The 2,232-nt window shown below is 60.6% G+C and carries 3 protein-coding genes; all 3 read left to right on the top strand.

The annotated features are described in order from the left end of the window. Window positions 1-841 (top strand): ABC transporter permease (locus AC1DRJ_RS25105; protein ID WP_477804534.1); only part of this gene is annotated, 841 nt, incomplete at its 5' end. 3 nt (window positions 842-844) lie between these two features. Next, window positions 845-1,864, top strand: a complete 1,020-nt coding sequence (locus AC1DRJ_RS25100; protein WP_477804533.1) for a LacI family DNA-binding transcriptional regulator — start codon at window positions 845-847, stop codon at window positions 1,862-1,864. Window positions 1,865-1,888: 24 nt separating this feature from the next. Next, the coding region (locus AC1DRJ_RS25095) for a PfkB family carbohydrate kinase (protein WP_477804532.1) at window positions 1,889-2,232 on the top strand (344 nt) is incomplete at its 3' end.

Raw genomic sequence — 2,232 nt, 5'->3', positions numbered from 1 at the left:
GTTCAGCACCCTGGCCAACCAGATTCCCGATTTGATGGTGCTGGCGGTCGGCATGACCTTCGTGTTGATCATCGGTGGCATCGACCTGTCGGTCGGTTCGGTGTTGGCGCTGGCGGCATCAACGGTCAGCGTGGCCATTCTCGGCTGGGGTTGGAGCGTGCTGCCGGCAGCGCTGCTCGGCATGGCGGCGGCAGCTCTCGCCGGAACCATTACCGGTTCGATCACCGTGGCCTGGCGCATTCCTTCGTTCATCGTGTCCCTGGGTGTGCTGGAAATGGCCCGGGGCGTGGCGTATCAGATGACCGGGTCGCGCACCGCTTATATCGGTGATGCCTTCGCCTGGTTGTCCAACCCGATTGCCTTCGGCATCTCGCCGTCGTTCATCATCGCCTTGCTGATTATCTTCATTGCCCAGGCCGTGCTGACGCGTACGGTGTTCGGTCGTTACCTGATCGGCATTGGCACTAACGAGGAGGCGGTGCGTCTGGCGGGGATCAATCCAAAGCCATACAAGATTCTGGTGTTCAGCCTGATGGGGCTGCTGGCCGGTATTGCCGCGTTGTTTCAGATTTCTCGACTGGAGGCGGCTGATCCGAATGCCGGCTCCGGTCTGGAGTTGCAGGTAATCGCAGCCGTGGTCATCGGTGGAACCAGTTTGATGGGTGGCCGTGGTTCGGTGATCAGCACGTTCTTCGGGGTCCTGATCATTTCCGTGTTGGCGGCCGGTCTGGCGCAGATTGGCGCGACCGAACCCACCAAACGCATCATCACCGGTGCGGTGATCGTTGTAGCGGTGGTGCTTGATACTTATCGCAGTCAGCGCGCAAGCCGGCGGACCTGAATCATGGCAACAATCAAGGATGTAGCGGCCCTCGCGGGAATTTCCTACACCACGGTGTCCCATGTGGTGAACAAGACCCGACCGGTCAGTGAAGAGGTGCGGATCAAGGTCGAGGCGGCGATCAAAACCCTGGACTATGTGCCGAGCGCCGTAGCCCGTTCGTTGAAAGCCAAAACCACCGCGACCATTGGTTTGCTGGTTCCTAACAGCCTCAACCCATACTTCGCCGAATTGGCGCGAGGCATTGAGGACTACTGCGAGCGCAACGGTTACTGCGTCATCCTCTGCAACTCCGACGACAATCCGGACAAGCAGCGCAGCTACCTTCGCGTGTTGCTCGAAAAACGCATCGACGGTTTGATCGTTGCATCGGCCGGCGGCGACGCGGGGCTGGCGGAAGGTCTCGCCGGTGTGCGCACGCCGATGGTCATCGTCGACCGGGGGCTGGAGGGCGTGARTGTCGATCTGGTGCGTATCGATCACGAATACGGCGCGTATCTGGCCACTCGACATTTGCTCGAGTTGGGGCATCGGGACATCGCCACCATCGGCGGTCCGGCAGGTACGAGCGTGGCGCAAATGCGTCTGGCCGGCTATTGCCGTGCCTTGAAAGAGGCGGGCGTCGAAGTGAATCTCGAGCGCATGCTGGAAAGCGACTTCACCAGCACCGGTGGCTATAACGCGGCCGCGATTTTGCTGGAGAGGAATCCACCCAGCGCGATCTTCGCCGGCAACGACATGATCGGTATTGGTGTGCTGCGAGCCGCTGCCGAGCGCAATGTTCGTGTACCGACCGAGCTGTCGGTGATCGGCTTCGACGATATCCAGATGAGCCGTTATGTCTACCCGGCGCTGACCACGGTCGGCCAATCGATCCTGCAGCTCGGCGAGATGGCGGCGGAAGTGCTTTTGCGCAGAATTGCCACGCCGGACATGGCCACCGAGCAGCGAATCGTGACGCCCAGTATTGTCCTGCGAGAGTCGACCGCGCCGCTCGCCGGCGTGTTTGCCCAGTTTCGTTGAAACAGAATTGACGAGTAGTAATGTATGCCAGCAAAAGTAGTGGTGATAGGCAGTCTGAACATGGACCTGGTAACCCGGGCTCCAAGGCTGCCGCGTGGCGGTGAAACGCTGATCGGTGAGTCGTTTGCCACGGTTTCCGGTGGCAAGGGGGCTAATCAGGCTGTCGCCGCGGCCCGGTTGGGTGCCGATGTGTCGATGGTCGGGTGTGTGGGTAGCGATGCTTATGGCGCGCAATTGCGCGGGGCGCTGTTGGCCGAACAGATCGATTGTCAGGCGGTCAGCACCGTTGATGACTCCAGCGGCGTGGCGTTGATCGTGGTCGATGACAACAGTCAGAACGCCATCGTCATCGTCGCAGGTGCAAATGG

It is taken from the genome of Pseudomonas sp. P5_B2 (genome assembly GCF_056400445.1).
The sequence above is the reverse complement of the archived record's forward strand: the minus strand, read 5'-3'. Positions and strand labels throughout refer to the sequence as shown.